The sequence below is a fragment of the Rhodanobacter spathiphylli B39 genome (assembly GCF_000264295.1).
GTDB lineage: Bacteria > Pseudomonadota > Gammaproteobacteria > Xanthomonadales > Rhodanobacteraceae > Rhodanobacter > Rhodanobacter spathiphylli.
The window spans coordinates 656979-673455 of sequence record NZ_AJXT01000004.1 but is presented as its reverse complement, the minus strand read 5'-3'; the positions used below and the strand labels follow the sequence as shown (position 1 = coordinate 673455).

Annotated in this window: 12 protein-coding genes; 11 read left to right on the top strand and 1 reads right to left on the bottom strand. The window is 68.4% G+C overall.

The window, feature by feature from the left end; genetic code table 11:
* The first annotated feature begins 33 nt into the window (after positions 1-33).
* The 7 genes from UU7_RS03805 (at position 34) to UU7_RS03775 (ending at position 7508) form a co-directional block, all read left to right on the top strand.
* Positions 34-1857 (top strand): vWA domain-containing protein, encoded by a 1824-nt coding sequence (locus UU7_RS03805; RefSeq protein WP_007805507.1) that lies wholly within the window; start codon positions 34-36, stop codon positions 1855-1857.
* A gap of 301 nt (positions 1858-2158) precedes the next feature.
* The gene (locus UU7_RS03800; protein ID WP_007805506.1) at positions 2159-2713 is read left to right on the top strand and encodes an RNA polymerase sigma factor; all 555 of its coding nucleotides are present in this window, start codon (positions 2159-2161) and stop codon (positions 2711-2713) included.
* Positions 2710-3669, top strand: coding sequence for a hypothetical protein (locus UU7_RS03795; protein WP_007805505.1), 960 nt, complete (start codon positions 2710-2712; stop codon positions 3667-3669). The genes UU7_RS03800 and UU7_RS03795 overlap by 4 nt, the downstream gene beginning before the upstream one ends.
* Positions 3666-4262, top strand: coding sequence for an IMPACT family protein (locus UU7_RS03790; RefSeq protein ID WP_007805503.1), 597 nt, complete (start codon positions 3666-3668; stop codon positions 4260-4262). Before UU7_RS03795 ends, UU7_RS03790 begins: the two co-directional genes overlap by 4 nt.
* A gap of 116 nt (positions 4263-4378) precedes the next feature.
* Positions 4379-6151, top strand: a complete 1773-nt coding sequence (locus UU7_RS03785; protein ID WP_007805501.1) for an ABC transporter transmembrane domain-containing protein — start codon at positions 4379-4381, stop codon at positions 6149-6151.
* 94 nt (positions 6152-6245) lie between these two features.
* Positions 6246-6929 carry an SDR family oxidoreductase gene (locus UU7_RS03780; RefSeq protein WP_007805499.1) on the top strand — a complete coding sequence of 228 codons (684 nt, stop codon included), beginning with the start codon at positions 6246-6248 and terminating at the stop codon, positions 6927-6929.
* 21 nt (positions 6930-6950) lie between these two features.
* Positions 6951-7508 carry a DUF3228 family protein gene (locus tag UU7_RS03775; protein ID WP_007805498.1) on the top strand — a complete coding sequence of 186 codons (558 nt, stop codon included), beginning with the start codon at positions 6951-6953 and terminating at the stop codon, positions 7506-7508.
* Between the two features lie 60 nt (positions 7509-7568).
* On the opposite strand, the gene UU7_RS03770 is transcribed toward UU7_RS03775, so the two are convergent.
* Positions 7569-8621 (bottom strand): NAD(P)-dependent alcohol dehydrogenase, encoded by a 1053-nt coding sequence (locus UU7_RS03770; RefSeq protein ID WP_007805496.1) that lies wholly within the window; start codon positions 8619-8621, stop codon positions 7569-7571.
* A 245-nt stretch (positions 8622-8866) separates the two neighbouring features.
* On the opposite strand from UU7_RS03770, the gene UU7_RS03765 reads away from it, so the two are divergent.
* From UU7_RS03765 to UU7_RS03750, 4 genes are all read left to right on the top strand, one after another.
* On the top strand, positions 8867-10363 hold the full coding sequence (locus UU7_RS03765) for a catalase (RefSeq protein WP_007805494.1): 1497 nt from the start codon (positions 8867-8869) through the stop codon (positions 10361-10363).
* Between the two features lie 255 nt (positions 10364-10618).
* A complete protein-coding gene (locus UU7_RS03760) occupies positions 10619-11122 on the top strand; it encodes a PepSY domain-containing protein (protein WP_007805492.1) in 504 nt (167 codons plus the stop codon).
* 240 nt (positions 11123-11362) lie between these two features.
* Entirely contained in the window at positions 11363-13831 is a 2469-nt protein-coding gene (locus UU7_RS03755; protein WP_007805490.1) for a hybrid sensor histidine kinase/response regulator, read from the top strand.
* Between the two features lie 170 nt (positions 13832-14001).
* On the top strand, positions 14002-16410 hold the full coding sequence (locus UU7_RS03750; RefSeq protein WP_007805488.1) for a DEAD/DEAH box helicase: 2409 nt from the start codon (positions 14002-14004) through the stop codon (positions 16408-16410).
* Positions 16411-16477 lie beyond the last annotated feature (67 nt).

Sequence of the window (16477 nt, the reverse complement as noted above, 5' to 3'; positions counted from 1 at the left end):
TTTCTTCACAAACTCTGAGAGGAGAACCGCCCGATGAAACTGAAAGCCCTGCTGCGCAGCCTGCTGCTGGCCTTGCTGGTGATCGTCACTGGCTGCAGCGTGTCGCGACCCGCCACCGATACCCACGCGCGCAAGAACGACGGCGCATCCACGCCAACCGCCGAGCCGGTGGTGGAGCCCGCGCCGACTAATCCCCAGGCCACGGCGCAAGCCAAGTCCCGAAGCGACGGCCCGAGCGGCAGTCCCGCCGACCGCGCCGCCCCCGCCGGCCGGGCTGTTCCGATGCCCGCGGCGCCGCCGGCACCTCCTGCGCCACCGGCGCTGGCCGAGGTTGCCGCGATGTCCTACAACGCGCAAAGCGCGAAACGCATGGCCTACATGCCGTCACCCACCTTGATGCAGCCGATGCCGGGCGACGTCAATACCGAGAACTACACCCATCGCGACACCAACCCGGTGCAGCTGGTCAGCGAGCAGCCGGTGTCCACCTTCAGCATCGATGTCGACACCGGCTCGTACACCAACGTGCGCCGCATGCTGGGTGCGGGGCAGTTGCCGCCGGCCGACGCGGTGCGGGCGGAGGAATTCATCAACTACTTCGACTACGGCTACACGCCGCCGGCGAGTCGCGAGCAGCCGTTCAGCGTCACCACCGAGCTGGCGCCCGCGCCATGGAACGCGAAGCGGCAACTGCTGCTGGTCGGCATCCAGGGCTACCGCGTGCCGGCCGCGCAGATCCCCGCCTCGAACCTGGTGTTCCTGATCGATACCTCCGGGTCGATGGACGAGGCGGACAAGCTGCCCCTGCTGCAGGCCTCGCTTAAACAGCTGGTGCGCCAGCTGCGCAGGCAGGACCGCGTGGCCATCGTCAGCTATGCGGGCTACGCCGGCGTGGTGCTGCCCTCCACCGCGGGCGACCAGCACGCCACCATCGACGCGGCGATCGACCGACTGTCGGCGGGCGGCTCCACCAACGGCGGCGCCGGCATCGAGCTGGCCTATGCGCAGGCCGAACAGGGCTTCATCAAGGGCGGCGTGAACCGGGTGATCCTGGCCACCGACGGCGACTTCAACGTGGGCACGGTGAACGAGGAAGCGCTGAAGACCACCATCGAGGACCACCGCAAGAGCGGCGTGGCGCTGACCACGCTGGGCTTCGGCGAAGGCAACTACAACGACGCGATGGCGGTGATGCTGGCCGACGTGGGCAACGGCAGCCACCACTACATCGACAGCCTGCAGGAAGGCCGCCGCGTGCTGGTCGACGAGATGTCCGCCACCTTGCTGACGATCGCCAGGGACGTGAAGATCCAGGTCGAGTTCAATCCCGCGCAGGTGCAGGAATATCGCCTGATCGGCTACGAGAAGCGCATGCTCAAGCGCGAGGACTTCAACAACGACAAGGTCGACGCCGGCGAGATCGGCGCGGGTGCCAACGTCACCGCGATCTACGAGATCACCCCGAAAGGCTCGAACGCCGCGCGCATCGATCCGCTGCGCTACGGCAAACACGTGGCCACGGGTGAAAGCGGCAACGAACTGGCCTTCCTGCGCCTGCGCTACAAGCTGCCGGGGCAATCCGACAGCAAGCTCGTCGAACAACCGATTGCCGCACACGCCGAAGCCCAGGCCAGCGAACGCCTGCGCTACGCCGCCGCGGTGGCCGCCTTCGCCGACGCCCTGCGCGGCGGCAAATACCTGGACGGCTACGGCTACACCCAGATCGCGAAACTGGCCAACGACGCCCGGGGCGACGATGCCGACGGCTACCGCGCCGGCTTCGTGCAACTGGTGAAACTGGCCAGCGGGCTGGCCACGCGCGGTCATGACGGCGCCAGCGACACCGCGGCGCGCTGAGGTTTCCGGCCCCGCTGCGGCGGTGGCGGTCATGGGCAGGCTCTCCCCGCTGCCCTTCCCCGGCCACCACCGCGCAGCGGGGCTGGAACCGGCAAGAGCACCCCGCCCCGACCCTCCCCTGCGTGCAGGAGAGGGAGCAGCCTGGCCGTGCCGTCGAAATCTGTCGGACAGGAGGAGCGCGCCACCATCTGCCCTTTCTCCTGCCCCTGCATGCGGGGGCAGGTTGGGAGGGGGTGACGCTTTTCGCGGGAAACATCACAACCTCCCCGCTCCCCGACGATTTGCCTTACCCTCGCACTCCATGGATGCCGCGGTCGATCCCGATGCCCTGCTGATGCTGGCCTACGCCCGTGGCGATCTTGCCGCGTTCGAGGCGCTGTATGCGCGCCACCGCGGCATGCTGTACCGCTTTCTGCTGCGCAGCGTGCGCGATCCGCATCGCACCGACGAGCTGTTCCAGGAAACCTGGAGCCGGGTGATCGGCGCCCGCGAACGCTACCAGCCACAGGCGAAGTTCAGCACCTGGCTGCTGCAGATCGCCCACAACCTGATGATCGACGGCACCCGCCGCCAGCGCCCGATGGCCGATGGCGACGAAGCCGAGCTGGCACTGGCCAGCCTGGCCACGCCCGAACGCGAGCAGCCCGAGCACGCGCTGTCCGCCTTCGAACGCCGACGCAACCTGCAGCTGGCGATCGAGCAGTTGCCGGACGAACAGCGCACCGCCGTGCTGCTGCGGCTGGAGCAGGAGCTGAGCCTGGAGGAAATTGCCGTGGTCACCGGTGCCGGGCGCGAAACGGTGAAGTCGCGCCTGCGCTATGCCATGAATCGACTACGCGAAGTGCTGTCCGAATGACCACGCCCCTGCCCCCGAACGATCCGCCCTCAGCCGACGAGCCGTTGCCCGGCGAAGCCGAGCTGGCCGCGCTGTATCGTGAGCTGCCGCGCAGCGAGCCTTCGCCCGCGCTGGATGCGGCGGTGTTGCGTGCGGCCGCCGCGGCCCTCGCCCCAGCCGGCGACCCCACCGTTACCGAGCGGCGCAAGGGTCCCCGCGAGCCCGGCGACTGGGTTCATCCGAAGCCGGTTTCGGCGGTCACGGCAAAGGCGATTCCTTCGATCGACGGCGCCCCGCGGCGGCGGCGCGCACCACCGTGGCTGATCACCCTGGGCAGCGCCGCCAGCCTGGTGCTGGTGGCCGGCCTGGCCTGGCAGCTGCGCGAATCCAGCCCGCCACCGTCGGCACCGGTCGCCGCGCCGGAGGCCACCACGCCCGCCACCTCCGACATGGCCGGTCGCGAAGCCGCAACGCCGCTGGCGGGCACCACGGCGCCCGCCGCCCAGCCGACACCCCGGCTCGCCGATCAGCGCGCCGCGCTGCAGGCAGCCGCGGCGAAGAAGATGAAACAGGACAGCGCGGTCCAGTCGGCTCGACGCGCGGCCGCGGCCAAACCGATGGCGGCGCCCCCACCGCTCGCCGAAGTGGCCGCACCCGCGCCGCAGGTGCAGTACGCACCGCCCCCGCCCCCGGCGCCGCCCGCACCGCCCGCACCGCCGCAGGAAGTGTCCGCCAATGCGACGGCCAGCGGCATGCTCGACCAGGCCGACCAACCGGCTGCCTCCAGCGCCGCAGCCGGCGAACAGGCCACCGCCGCCCGGCCCGGCGATACGCCGGCGCAGGAGCTGGACAAGATCCGCCAACTGTTCGCGCAAGGTCAGCATGACGAGGCGCTGCAGCGGCTGCGCGCATTCCGCCAGGCGCATCCGCAGTGGCCCTTGCCAGCCGAGCTGCAGGCGCAACTGCAGGAACCATGAGCGAGCCGCTGTCGACCCTGGTCCAGCGCTGCGCTCATCAGGAAGAAATCCGCAAAAGCCGTTTCCTCGCCAACGCCGCCCCGGTGACGACGCCCGGGCAGGCGCTGGACTTCCTGCGCGACATCGCCGACCCCGCCGCCACGCACAACTGCTGGGCTTACCGCATCGGCCAGGACTATCGCTTCAACGACGACGGCGAACCCGGTGGCACCGCCGGCCGGCCGATCCTGCAGGCGATCGAGGGCCAGCAGATGGACGGCGTGGTCGTGGTGGTGACGCGCTGGTACGGCGGCATCAAGCTCGGCGCCGGCGGGCTGGTGCGGGCCTATGGCGGCACCGCCGCCGAATGCCTGCGCCGCGCCGAGCGCACCCCGATCGTGGCGATGGTGCGCCTGGCCCTGCATTGCGACTTCGCCGAACTGGCCCTGCTCAAGGCGCGCCTGAAGGAGCTGCAGGCCGAGGTCGAACACGAGTCGTTCGGTGCCGACGGCGTCGAACTGGAATTGCGCCTGCCGGACAGCCACATCGCCGAGGCCTGCCTGCGCATCAGCGACATCAGCCGCGGCCGCAGCAGCGCGAAACGCCTGGATTGACCGTCGCAGCCGGCAACCGTCCGGGCAATCGCCAGCACGACGATTGAATCGACCGTGCCACGCCCCACTTTGAATGGCATTGCCCGCGTCATTCCCGCCCCCATCTGCGAGTACCCATGAGCGACGCCACCACCGATACACCCCGCCCTTCCCGTCGCATCGGTGCCCTGCGCGGACTGTGGCCGTTCCTGAAACCCCATCGGGTGCTGGCGCTGGGCTGGCTGCTGTTCCTCGGCCTTTCCTCGGGCGCGTCGCTGGTGCTGCCGCTGGCGTTCCGCCACATCATCGACCAGGGTTTCGGCCACTCCAGCAACGCGGTCATCAACGAGACCTTCATCGCGCTGTTCGGCGTGGCGCTGGTGCTCGCCTTCGCCACCGCCGCCCGCTATTTCTGCATCACCCTGCTCAGCGAACGCGCGCTGGCCTCGCTGCGGCAGACGCTGTATGCGCAGGTGATCCGGCTCGACGTGGGTTTCTTCGAGCGCAGCCGCGTCGGCGAGCTGCTGTCGCGGCTCAGCGCCGACACCGAGGTGGTGCAGGCGCTGATCGGCTCGGGCGTGTCGGTGGCGCTGCGCAGCGTGGTGATGCTGGTCGGCGCCAGCGCCATGATGGTGTGGACCGCACCGTCGCTGGCCGGCCTCACCGCGCTGGTGATCCCCGCGGTGATGCTGCCGATCCTGGTGTTCGGCCGGCGCGTGCAGAAACTGTCGCGCGCCAGCCAGGATCGCCTCGCCGACGCCGCGGCGATCGCCAACGAAACGCTGAACGCCTCCACCGCGGTGAAGGCCTACGCCCGCGAGAACATCGAAAGCACCCGCTACAGCAACGCGATCCTGCGCGCGCTGGCCACGGCGCGCCGGCGCATCGGCATGCGTGCGCTGCTGACCATGGCGGTGATCGTGCTGGTGTTCGGCGCGATCACCCTGGTGTTGTGGGCCGGCGCGCGCCACGTGCTGGCCGGCACGCTGGATGCCGGCGTGCTGGGCCAGTTCGTGCTGTACGCGGTATTCGCCGCGGGCTCGGTCGCCGGCCTGTCCGAGGTGTGGGGCGACGTGCTGCGTGCGGCCGGCGCGATGGAACGGCTGGGCGAACTGCTCGACGAGCGTCCCGAAATCGTGGCGCCCGCGCAACCGCTGGCCCTGCCCCGGCCGGTCAGCGGCGCGCTGCGTTTCGAGCAGGTCAGCTTCCACTACCCGACCCGCCCCGACACCGCCGCGCTGCACGACTTCACCCTGGACGTGCGCCCCGGCGAAACCGTCGCCCTGGTCGGCCCGTCCGGCGCCGGCAAGAGCACGGTGTTCTCGCTGCTGCTGCGCTTCTACGATCCGCAGTCCGGCCGCATCAGCCTCGACGGCGTCGACCTGCGCGCGGTGACGCTGGACGACCTGCGCGGCGCGATCGCGCTGGTGCCCCAGGAAACCGTGATCTTCAGCGGCAGCGCCGCCGACAACATCCGCTTCGGCCGCGACGGCGCCAGCGACGCGGAAGTGCACGAGGCGGCCCGCGCCGCCGAGGCGCACGATTTCATCAGCGCCCTGCACGACGGCTACCAGGCCGAGATGGGCGAACGCGGCGTGCGCCTGTCCGGCGGCCAGCGCCAGCGCATCGCGATCGCCCGCGCGATCCTGCGCGACGCGCCGCTGCTGCTGCTCGACGAGGCCACCTCGGCGCTCGACGCGCAATCCGAAGCGGCGATCCAGCAGGCGCTGGAACGCCTGGAGAAAGGCCGCACCACCCTGGTGATCGCGCATCGACTGGCCACCGTGCAGCGCGCCGACCGCATCGTGGTGCTCGACGGTGGCCGCATCGTGGCGCAGGGCACGCATGAAAGCCTGTTGGCCGAAGGCGGCTTGTACGCCGAGCTGGCGCGGTTGCAGTTCGTGGCCTGACACAGGGCATCGGCATCGCTTGGGCGGGTCGGCGCCGCTTTCAGGCAACCGGCGGGGCGGCTATCCTGTTCGGTGGACATCCCTGGAGAGCACCATGCAACTGAAGCAGCGACGCATCGCAATCACCGGCGGTTTCGGCACACTCGGCCTGGCGGCGGTGCGCGCGGCGCTCGACGCCGGCGCCAGGGTGGCGGCCATCGATCGGGCCGATCCGCCGGCTGGCGGCCTTGCCCAGGCTACCTGTCTCGGCGGTGTCGACCTGGCTGATCCGCAGGCGGCGAAGCAGGCGCTGGCGGCGGCTGCCGATGCCATGGGCGGCCTCGACGCGCTGGTCAATATCGCGGGCACTTTCCGCTACGAAAACGTCGCCGACGGCAGCGTGGATACCTGGGACCTGCTGTATCGGGTCAATCTGCGCAGCGCCGTGGCGGCAAGCCAGGCTGCGCTGGAACACCTGCAGGCGGGTGGCCGCATCATCAACATCGGCGCCGCGTCCGCTGTGAAGGCCGGTGCCGGCGTCGGCGCCTACACCGCCTCCAAGTCCGGTGTGATGCGTTTCACCGAAGCGCTGGCCGAGGAGCTGAAGGAACGCGACATCACCGTCAACGCGCTGTTGCCCAGCATCATCGACACGCCACCCAATCGCGCCGACATGCCCAAGGCCGACTTCTCCCGCTGGGTCAGGCCGGAGCAACTCGCCGACGTGATCGTGTTCCTGCTGTCGGAACAGTCCTCCGCGATCACCGGCGCGCTGATCCCGGTGACCGGACGCGTCTGAACGGACGGGCCGGAACACGCCATGTCCATCGTCCTGACCCGATTCGCGCGCACCCGCCTGTTCCCCCGCGACCAGCGACCCAGCGCGATCCAGGACTGCAGCGCCGAGGCGTTCGAGCGGCGCCTCAACAGCGAAACACCGCTGCACGTACTCGACGGCTACGCCCCGTTCTGCAAGCTGCACGTGCACCGCAACTGGACGTCCACGCGCTGCACCGCCACGCCGATCACCGAGGCCAATCGCCACCTGCTTCGTTCCGCCTACGAGGCGCGCAGCACCGACGAACTGCCGGTACTGGTGCGCTGGTTCGAAGGCATCGATCCGCCGGTCGCGAACTATCTGTTGCCGATCCTTTACACCCGCGAGCAGCTGGCGAAGGAAGGCGCGCCGATCGACGCGGACTGGGGCGTGGTGGGCTGCCTCTACACCGCTGAGCCGGAAGAGATTCCGATGGTGCCGATCACCATGCTGCGCAATGCGCTGGGCGTGGAGGAAGGCGGTTCGGGCGTGCCGCTGGATCGCGCGGCGTATCGGCGAGCGGTGGCGTTCTGGGAGCGGCATGCGAACTGGCGCGGGTGAGCCGGGAGCGACCCCACCCCAGCCCTCCCCTGCGTTGCAGGGGAGGGAGCGGAAGCGAGATCAGCCCGCGAGGGAACTGTTGTCGATCACGAAGCGGTACTTCACGTCGCCCTTGACCATGCGGTCGTAGGCCTCGTCGATCTGCTGGGCGCGGATCATCTCGATGTCGGAGACGATGCCCTTGTCGGCGCAGAAATCCAGCATCTCCTGGGTTTCGGCGATGCCGCCGATCAGCGAACCGGCGATCGCGCGGCGCTTGAAGATCAGGTTCGCGATATTCGGCGACGGATGCGGATGCTCCGGCACGCCGACCAGCACCATGGTGCCGTCGCGCTTGAGCAGGCTGGTGAAGGCATCCAGCGAATGGCTGGCGGCCACGGTGTTGAGGATGAAGTCGAAGCTGTTGGCGTGCGCCTTCATCTCGTCGGCGTTGCGCGACACCACCACCTCGTTCGCGCCCAGGTCCAAAGCCGCCTGGCGCTTGCCGTCCGAGGTGGTGAAGGCCACCACATGCGCACCCATCGCGTGGGCAAGCTTCACGCCCATGTGACCCAGCCCGCCGATGCCGACCACGCCGACCTTGCTGCCGGGGCCGACCTTCCAGTGGCGCAGCGGCGAATAGGTGGTGATGCCTGCGCACAGCAGCGGCGCGACCGCCGCCAGCTGCTCTTCCGGATGGCGGATCTTCAGCACGAACTTCCTGTCCACCACGATGCGCTGCGAATAGCCGCCCAGGGTGTGTCCCGGCGCGTCCGGCGTGGGGCCGTTGTAGGTGCCGACGAAACCGTTCTCGCAATACTGCTCCAGCCCCTCGTCGCAGGCCGCGCAATGCTGGCAACTGCCGACCAGGCAGCCCACGCCCACGGTGTCGCCGACCTTGAAGCCGGTGACTTCATGGCCCACGGCGCTGACGTGGCCGACGATCTCGTGGCCGGGCACGCAGGGATACAGCGTGCCGCCCCACTCCGAACGTACGGTGTGCAGGTCGGAGTGGCAGACGCCGCAATAGGCGATCTCGATCTGCACGTCCTGCGGGCCGGGCGCACGGCGCTCGATGTCCAGGGACTGCAGCGGCTTGTCGGCGGCGTGGGCGCCGTAGGCTTTGGTGGTCATGGCATTTCCTTGGGTTGGGGTATCAGTGGAGTCAGCAGGATCAGGCGATCAGCCCTACACGATATTCCTGATCGCCCATCTTCTCCATCCTTCCGGCCAGCGGCCGTGAAAGCCGGTGCCGGGTCGCGGACCGGGATGACACCGCCTATCGTCCCGATCGGAAAAACCGAATGGCTTGTTTGGGTGCATGGGGGCAGACTCGATCAGGTTACCCCGGCTGGCCATCAACCAAGGAGGCAATCCCCATGTCCCATGACCCGAACAAGCCCGGCACCTCCACCACCGGCTCCGGTGCCCCAGCCGTCAGCGACCGCAACTCGCTGAGCATCGGCCCGAACGGCCCGCTGCTGCTGCACGACGTGCACTTCCTCGAACAGATGGCGCACTTCAACCGCGAGAAGGTGCCCGAGCGCCAGCCGCACGCCAAGGGCGCCGGCGCGTTCGGCGTGCTGGAAATCTCCGAAGACATATCGGCCTATACGAAAGCGGCACTGTTCCGGAAGGGCGCGAAGACCGACATGCTGGCGCGCTTCTCCACCGTCGCCGGCGAATCGGGCAGCCCGGATACCTGGCGCGACGTGCGCGGCTTCTCGCTGAAGTTCTACACCGACGAAGGCAACTACGACCTGGTCGGCAACAACACGCCAGTGTTCTTCCTGCGCGACCCGATGAAGTTCCCGCACTTCATCCGCAGCCAGAAACGCCTGCCCGACTCGGGCCTGCGCGACAACCACATGCAATGGGACTTCTGGACGTCCAATCCGGAAACCGCCCATCAGGTCACCTACGTGATGGGCGAACGCGGCTTGCCGCGCACCTGGCGGCACATGAACGGCTACGGCTCGCACACCTACATGTGGATCAATGCCAAGGGCGAGAAGTTCTGGGTGAAGTACCACTTCCACACCCGCCAGGGCATGGCCTTCTTCAACAACGCCGAGGCGGCCGCGATGGCCGGCGAGAACGCCGACTTCCACCGCGCCGACCTGTTCAACGCGATCAGGCGCGGCGAATTCCCGGTGTGGGATCTGTCGGTGCAGGTGATGCCGTATGCGGAGGCGAAGAATTACCGCTTCAATCCGTTCGACCTGACCAAGGTCTGGTCGCACAGGGATTACCCGCTGATCAGGGTCGGCACGATGACCTTGAACCGTAACCCGGAAAACTTCTTCGCGCAGATCGAGCAGGCGGCGTTCTCGCCGGGCAATACGGTGCCGGGCATCGGCCTGTCGCCGGACAAGATGCTGCTGGGCCGCGCCTTCGCCTACGCCGACGCGCAGCGCAACCGCATCGGCACCAACTTCCACCAGCTGCCGGTGAACCAGCCCAAGGTGCCGGTGAACACGTACATGTTCGATGGCCAGATGGCCTACCACCACAGCGGCAACGCGCCGGTGCATGCACCCAACAGCGGCGGTCGCCCGTGGTCGGACGACACCGGCCCGGTCGAGAACGGCTGGGAAGCCGACGGCGAGATGGTGCGCAGCGCGTATACCCTGCACGCCGAGGACGACGACTTCGGCCAGGCCGGCACCCTGGTGCGCGAGGTGTGGAACGACGCCCAGCGCGCACAATTCGTCGACCAGGTCGCCGGCAGCCTGCTCGGCGGCGTGCGCAGCCCGGTACTGGAGCGCGCCTTTGCGTACTGGAAAAACGTTGACGCGAAGGTCGGCCAGCAAATCGAGGCCAAGGTGCGCGCCGGCAGCGCTGCGGAACCGGCCGAGGGCATGGGCGAAGGCTGAGCCGAGGAGGCCCGATGCGCCATGACCGTCGGTCATGGCGCATCGGGCCGTGCTGCACGAGGGATGACCTCCAAGTGAACCGCGACCCGCGTTCACCCGGAAATCACGTCGCTTTTCACGCCGCCGTCCTGACCACGGTGCTTCCATCGTGCGCGTCGAGTCGGCCGGCGAATCGGCGCCCGACATGCACGTCGCGAACCTTCGCCCAGTGCGCCGACGACACTGCTCGTACTCACCAGCCCCAAGGAGTTCACCATGATCAAGCGCCTGCTTCCCGTGTTGATTGGCCTGTCGGTTTGCGGTGCGGCCCTCGCGCAGAACATGCCGGCCACCAGCCAGTCGGCAACCACGACCACGCAGACCACCACCACGGTTTCCACCTGGACCACGCAACCGCCCAGCGGGGCGTTGAGCGAGGACGCGATCAAGACCGCGATCGCCGACGCCGGCTACAAGGAAGTGAAGGGCCTGAAATTCAAGGACGGCGTGTGGCACGGCAAGGCCCGCGGCGGCAACAAGCAGTGGGTGAAACTGGCCGTGGGGCCGGTCAACGGCAAGGTCTATGTCGATGACGCGCCCTCCAAGCTGGACAAGGACGAAGTCAGCGCCAAGCTGTCTGCCGCCGGCTACCAGAAGATCCACGACGTGGAGTACGAGCACGGCCTGTGGAGTGCCGACGCGGAAACCTCGCACGGCCACGATGTCGACCTGCTGGTCGATCCGGACGACGGCAGCGTGGTGGCCAAATCGCGCGACTGACACCTGGGCACCGAGTCCGCCCGGTTCCGGCGCGTCACGACGCGCCGGTTTTCTCCTGTCGTCGAGAATCCGCCAGCCCCGGATTCGTCAGCCCCGGATTCGTCAGCCTCGGATTCGTCAGCCTCGGACTCATCAGCGAGAGATCTGCCCCAGGGCGTTCACGGCCCTGGCGCCGCGATGGTAGCCTGCCGCAACGGTTGCAACCTGCAGCAGCTTCTCTGACCCCGGTGGCCTGATTTCATGGCGGATGCTTCATTTCTGGCGGGCGGCGACGAAATGGGCGCGTTGATGCGTGCCCACGACTGGGCATCGCATCCACTGGGCAAGCCGGAACTGTGGCCCCAGGCGCTGCGCACGGCCATCCGGCTGATGCTCAATTCGCGCCATCAGATGGGCATGTTCTGGGGCAGCGAGGCGATCTGGTTCTACAACGACGCCTATGCGCAGACGCTCACCGTCGAGCGCCATCCCTGCTCGCTCGGCCTGCCCGGCCGCCAGGTGTGGCCGGAGATCTGGGCGGACATCGGCGGCCAGGTCCGCCAGGTGATGGCCGGCGGCAGCGCCACCTGGCACGAGAACCAGCATCTGGTCCTGCAGCGGAACGGTCGCGACGAGGACACCTACTGGACCTACAGCTACAGCCCCATCGACGACGAGTCCGCACCCGGCGGCGTGGGCGGCGTGCTGGTGGTGTGCACCGAGACCACCGAACAGGTACTGGTGTCCCGCCGAGCAGTGGAGGAGCGCCAGCGCTTGGCCGAGCTGTTCGAGCAGGCGCCGTCGTTCATGGCCCTGCTGCGCGGGCCCCAGCACATTTTCGAGCTGACCAACCCGAGCTACGTCCGCCTGATCGGCGAGCGCAACGTGCTCGGCCGTTCGGTGGCCGAGGCCCTGCCCGACGCAGCCGCCCAGGGCTTTGTCGACTTGCTCGATACGGTCTACGACAGTGGCGAGCCCTACGTGGCGATGGCGACGCCGTTCGCGATGCAGCCGGCGCCGGGTGCACCGATCAGCCAGCGCTACCTGGACTTCGTCTACCAGCCGATCAGGAATGCGCTGGGCGAAGTCACCGGCATCTTCGTCGAAGGCACCGACGTCACCGAACGCGCGCTGGCGGAAAACGCGCTGCGTTCCAGCGAGGCACGCCTGCGTGCGCTCAATGCCGACCTGGAACTGCAGGTGGCCCGACGCATGCACGGTCGCGCACGCACCTGGCAGCTGAGCACCGACCTCATGGGCGTGCTCAATGCCGAGGGCATCTTCGAGCAGTCCAACCCGGCCTGGCAATCGGTGCTGGGTTGGCCGGAGGAGACCATCGCGCGCACCCCGTTCTTCGACTTCCTGCATCCCGACGACCTGGCCCGCAACCGGCTGGCGTTCGCCCGCGCCATCGAGCTGGGCGAACCGGCGCTGTGCTTCGAGAATCGCTACCGCCACGCCGATGGCGGCTACCGCTGGCTGTCGTGGGTGGCCATTCCCGAGGACGACAGGATCTACTGCAGCGCGCGCGACATCACGGCCGACAAGGAAGCCGCCGAATCGCTGGCGCGCACCGAGGCCGCCTTGCGCCAGTCGCAGAAGATGGAAGCCGTGGGCAAGCTCACCGGCGGCCTGGCGCACGACTTCAACAACCTGCTCGGCGGCATCATGGGTGCGATGGAAGCGGCGCGGGCAAAGCTTGACCAGGGCAGGATCGAGGACGTGCCGCGCTACCTGGCCCTCAGCGAAACGGCGGTGCGCCGTGCTGCCTCGCTGACCCAGCGACTGCTGGCCTTTTCCCGCCAGCAGACCCTCGATCCGCGCTCCACCGACGTCAACCGGCTGGTGGCCGGCATGGAAGAGCTGATCCGCCGCACCATCGGCCCGGCAATCCAGCTGGAAGTGGTCGGCGCCGACGGCCTGTGGCCCAGCCTGGTCGATCCGCCGCAGCTGGAAAGCGCCCTGCTCAACCTGTGCATCAACGCGCGCGACGCGATGCCGGACGGCGGCTGCCTCACCATCGAGACGGCCAACCGCTCGCTGGACGAGAGCGCGGCGACGGCCTGCGAGCTCGACGCGGGCCAGTACGTCTCGCTCAGCGTCACCGACAATGGCAGCGGCATGACCCCCGAGATCATCGCCCGCGCCTTCGACCCGTTCTTCACCACCAAGGCGATCGGCCAGGGTACCGGCCTGGGCCTGTCGATGGTCTACGGCTTCGCCCGGCAGTCCGGCGGACAGGTGCGCATTCATTCCGAACCGGGCATCGGCTCCACCCTGTGCATCTACCTGCCCCGCCATCACGAGGCCGCCGTCGACCCCGAAACCACGCAGCCGGCGCGCCTGGCCGAAGCGGCGCCGCAAAGCGACACCGTGCTGGTGGTCGAGGACGAACCCTCGATCCGCGAACTGGTCTGCGAAGTCCTGGCCGACGCCGGCTACACCGTCCTGCAGGCCGGCGACGGCAGCGCCGGCCTGCGCATCCTGCAGACCGGCACGACGATCGACCTGCTGATCACCGACGTGGGCCTGCCCGGCGCCATGAACGGTCGCCAGATGGCCGACACCGCACGCAGCACCCGCCCGCAACTGAAGATCCTGTTCATGACCGGCTACGCCGAAAATTCCATCGTCGGCAACGGCAACCTCGAGCCGGACATGCACGTGCTGACCAAGCCGTTTTCGCTGGACGCGTTGCGGCGCAGGATCCGGGACATCCTGCCGGGCTGAGTCCGATGGCGAGCCTACGCTTGGTGGTGGCATCGTTGCCCGGGGATCTGAGCAGACCCAAGCGATACACTGCCTGCTCGCCGGCCATGGCGGCAGACGAATGGCTTCATCTCATGCAGTGAGACAACGCACCGGCCTAATCCGCGAAGACCTTTTGCGGATGTCCGACCATGAATGCACTGCCCGACCGCTACGCCACCGATGACCTCGTCCTGCGCGATCCCGGCGATGGCCGCACGCTGGCCCAGCGCTTGTCGAAGCGCTACGCGGCGCGGATCACCGGCGCCTTCGTGGTGCCCGCTCGCGAGGGCAGCTTCGCGCCCTTGCCCGCGGATCTTCCGCCGGCACTGGCGCAAGCCCTGCACACGCGGGGCATCGAGCAGCTTTACAGCCATCAGGCCGAGGCGTGGACGGCCACGCAATCGGGCGCGCACGTGGCCATCGTCACACCCACCGCCTCGGGCAAGTCGCTGTGCTACACGCTGCCGGTGATCAGCGCGGCGATGCAGGACAAGGCCAAGGCGCTGTACCTGTTCCCGACCAAGGCGCTGGCGCAGGACCAGGTGGCCGAGCTGCTGGAGTTGAACAAGGCTGGCGAGCTGGGCGTGAAGGCGTTCACCTTCGATGGCGATACGCCCGGCGATGCGCGGCAGGCGATCCGCCTGCATGGCGACATCGTGGTCAGCAACCCGGACATGCTGCACCAGGCGATCCTGCCCCATCACACCAAGTGGGCGCAGTTCTTCGAGAACCTCCGCTACGTGGTGATCGATGAGGTGCATACCTATCGCGGGGTGTTCGGCTCGCATGTAGCCAATGTGATCCGACGGTTGAAACGCGTCTGCGCGTTCTACGGTGTCACTCCCCAGTTCATCCTGTGCTCGGCCACCATCGGCAACCCGCAGGAGCACGCCGAGGCGCTGATCGAGGACGCGGTCACCGCGATCACCGAAAGCGGCGCGCCCACCGGCGACCAGCACGTGCTGCTGTGGAACCCGCCGGTGATCAATCCCGATCTGGGCCTGCGCGCCTCGGCGCGCTCGCAGACCAACCGCATCGCCAGGCTGGCGATCAAGTCGGGCTTGAAGACCCTGGTATTCGCCCAGTCGCGCAGCATGGTCGAGGTGCTTACCAGATACCTCAAGGACGTGTTCGACCACGACCCGCGCAAGCCGCCGCGTATCCGCGCCTATCGCGGCGGCTACCTGCCGAAGGAGCGCCGCGCCGCCGAGCGCGAGATGCGTGCGGGCAGCATCGACGGCATCGTGAGCACGTCCGCGCTGGAGCTCGGCGTGGATATTGGCAGCCTCGACGTGGTGGTGCTGAACGGCTACCCCGGATCGGTCGCCGCCACCTGGCAGCGCTTCGGCCGCGCCGGGCGGCGCCAGCAGTCGGCCCTGGGCGTGCTGGTGGCCAGCTCCGACCCGCTGGACCAGTACCTGGTGCGGCATCCGGAGTTCTTCCAGGACGCCACGCCCGAGCACGCGCGCATCCAGCCCGATCAGCCGCTGATCCTGCTTGACCACATCCGCTGCGCCGCGTTCGAACTGCCGTTCATCGGTGACGAGATGTTCGGCACCGAAGTGGCGACCCCCTGGCTCGACCTGCTGGGTGAAGAAGGCGTGCTGCACCGCGAGGGCGACCGCCGGGAATGGATTGCCGACAGCTACCCGGCCATCGCGGTATCGCTGCGCTCGGTCGCCGACGGCAATTTCGTGGTGGTCGATCGCACCGACGGTCGCCAGACCATCATTGCCGAGGTCGACTACTCCGCCGCCGCGGTGACGCTGTACGAGGGCGCCATCCACATGATCCAGTCGCTGCCCTACCAGGTCGAGAAGCTGGACTGGGAAGGCCGCAAGGCCTATGTCACCCGCACCCAGGTCGACTACTACACCGACGCCATCGACTACACCAGGTTGAAAGTGCTGGACTGCTTCGACAGTTCGCACGCCGGCTGCGGCCAGGCCCACCACGGTGAGGTGCACGTGGTGCGCCGCGTGCCCGGCTACAAGAAGATCCGCTTCTACTCGCACGAGAACATCGGCTACGGCCCGGTCACCCTGCCCGATCAGGAACTGCATACCACCGCGGTGTGGTGGCAGTTGCCGCAGGCGGTGCTGGATGCCGCGTTCGAACAGCGCCAGCAGGCGCTGGACGGTTTCCTCGGCGCGGCTTACGCGCTGCACATCGTGGCCACCGTGGCGGTGATGGCCGAGGCGCGCGACCTGCAGAAATCCGTGGGCTCGGGCGATGGTGCGTGGTTCGTCAGCGCCGATTTCAGCGGCCGCGGCCAGATCCGCGGCAATGACGGCCAACCCGCCACGCCGGCACCAGGTGCGCCGTTCACGCCCACCGTCTACCTGTACGACGCCTTCCCCGGCGGCATCGGCCAGAGCGAGCCGCTGTTCCAGCGTCGCGAGGATCTGGTAGCGCAATCGATCAGCCTGATCGAACGCTGCGACTGCCGCGCCGGCTGCCCGGCCTGTGTCGGCCCGGTGCTGGCCGCGGACGAAGCGGCAGCCAGCACGCCGAAGGCACTGGCGCTGCGCGTGCTGGCCTTGCTGGTGGCACTGTGAGCGCGCTGGCCGCGCGGATGCGCAAGCTGCGGGCGGAGGCCGGCAAGGTCGGTAGCCGTGCGCCGAA

Coding starts and splice junctions, on each gene's coding strand:
- UU7_RS03755 (WP_007805490.1), top strand. CDS start 11,363: ATGGCGGATGCTTCATTTCTGGCGGGCGGCGACGAAATGGGCGCGTTG.
- UU7_RS03800 (WP_007805506.1), top strand. CDS start 2,159: ATGGATGCCGCGGTCGATCCCGATGCCCTGCTGATGCTGGCCTACGCC.
- UU7_RS03760 (WP_007805492.1), top strand. CDS start 10,619: ATGATCAAGCGCCTGCTTCCCGTGTTGATTGGCCTGTCGGTTTGCGGT.
- UU7_RS03785 (WP_007805501.1), top strand. CDS start 4,379: ATGAGCGACGCCACCACCGATACACCCCGCCCTTCCCGTCGCATCGGT.
- UU7_RS03805 (WP_007805507.1), top strand. CDS start 34: ATGAAACTGAAAGCCCTGCTGCGCAGCCTGCTGCTGGCCTTGCTGGTG.
- UU7_RS03765 (WP_007805494.1), top strand. CDS start 8,867: ATGTCCCATGACCCGAACAAGCCCGGCACCTCCACCACCGGCTCCGGT.
- UU7_RS03780 (WP_007805499.1), top strand. CDS start 6,246: ATGCAACTGAAGCAGCGACGCATCGCAATCACCGGCGGTTTCGGCACA.
- UU7_RS03775 (WP_007805498.1), top strand. CDS start 6,951: ATGTCCATCGTCCTGACCCGATTCGCGCGCACCCGCCTGTTCCCCCGC.
- UU7_RS03770 (WP_007805496.1), bottom strand. CDS start 8,621: ATGACCACCAAAGCCTACGGCGCCCACGCCGCCGACAAGCCGCTGCAG.
- UU7_RS03790 (WP_007805503.1), top strand. CDS start 3,666: ATGAGCGAGCCGCTGTCGACCCTGGTCCAGCGCTGCGCTCATCAGGAA.
- UU7_RS03750 (WP_007805488.1), top strand. CDS start 14,002: ATGAATGCACTGCCCGACCGCTACGCCACCGATGACCTCGTCCTGCGC.
- UU7_RS03795 (WP_007805505.1), top strand. CDS start 2,710: ATGACCACGCCCCTGCCCCCGAACGATCCGCCCTCAGCCGACGAGCCG.